The organism is Microcystis sp. LEGE 08355, assembly GCF_015207185.1.
Lineage (GTDB): Bacteria > Cyanobacteriota > Cyanobacteriia > Cyanobacteriales > Microcystaceae > Microcystis > Microcystis panniformis.
In genome coordinates this window covers 1-1,227 of record NZ_JADEXI010000908.1, presented here as the reverse complement: position 1 = coordinate 1,227, position 1,227 = coordinate 1, and the positions used below count along the sequence as shown (strand labels likewise).

Below are 1,227 nucleotides of genomic sequence, written 5' to 3'. Positions count from 1 at the left end.
TAAGAGACAGGTTAGTAGTACAGCGAGAAGAATAGATCGGATCATATCAGTGGAAGGGGGCTGGTGTGATGATTCGTGCTGTCAGGGTTCCGTAAGCAAATTGTCCCGATAAAATCTCGATCGCTTTTTCGATCGGGCAGTAGGAAAGATCGATCAAGTTTCCAGATTTCGATAGGATCGGGTACTGGTCTGGCGGGTTGGTGTTGAGAATGTCATCGGGTTCATCTATTTCCAGCTTGCCGCTTAGATAGATGCCGCTTGCCTGATCGTTTATCGCTTCGAGGATGCCTGTTATCTCATCATCATTAAAATTAATCACCTTTTCCCTGGTGGTGGCCGTCTTTCCTGTCTCGGCGGTGATCCGGCTGATGGTGATTTGATCCTCGGTTTTGTAGATTCCCTTGGCATTTTGTACTATAAAATCTGTTCCCTCCTGGGCGATCAGAAAGAATCGACTATCGATCGAGGCTCGATCGCTCACCTTATTTCCTTGGATGTTTACCCAGATATGATGATCCGCTCCGTATCGATTGTACGCGGCTTCCACGCCCTCTTTAACCCCTAGCAATTGATTGAATGAGAGCATTAATCCTCCTGATGATTGCAGATTGATTGACCAGATCGAGAGTAATAGTGCTAGACCTAGCACCCAATACTCGATCGTGCTGCCAGTCCGCAGTCGGAAGTTAGGGTTATTCCCATAGATCGCCCGCACGGGTGAGGGGTAAAATAAGCCCACACCTTCCTTGGTAAAGGTATCGGAAAAACAGGATAGTAAATGCCCCAATGGTAGGCATAGCCAAAGTTTCAGGGAGAAATAATAGGCGATCGGTAGAGAGATCAGCGCGATAATCCCCGTCGCCATTAGTGAGTGGGTGATGGTTCGGTGTGAGTATCTTTGTTCTATGAAAGATGCGATCGGGTAACAAATTCTGCCCATCATTGACTTAGTGGTATCGAGATCAGGAAGTTGGGAGCCAACGATCGATAATCCAAGACCTAGGGGCGTAATTTCGCCTAATAGTAGAGTGGTTCCCGCCACGGATAGGGCGGCGTGGGTGAGGGCCATCATATTATTTTTTTCCTAAAGGTTTTTTTCTGGCGGCTTGATTTAGGCCGATTCCGATATATACTTTAGACGTTCATAATCTGAGATTTATTAAACTTCTGAAATCGTAGAGTTAGCAAGGAATCCAGTTCTTTTTTATGTTTCAGATGGGCATCATT

The 1,227-nt window shown here is 46.1% G+C and carries 1 protein-coding gene; it reads right to left on the bottom strand.

What is annotated here, in order from left to right; translation table 11 throughout:
- Window positions 1-46: 46 nt before the first annotated feature.
- On the bottom strand, window positions 47-1,072 hold the full coding sequence (locus IQ242_RS25155; protein WP_193961832.1) for a metal-dependent hydrolase: 1,026 nt from the start codon (window positions 1,070-1,072) through the stop codon (window positions 47-49).
- Window positions 1,073-1,227 lie beyond the last annotated feature (155 nt).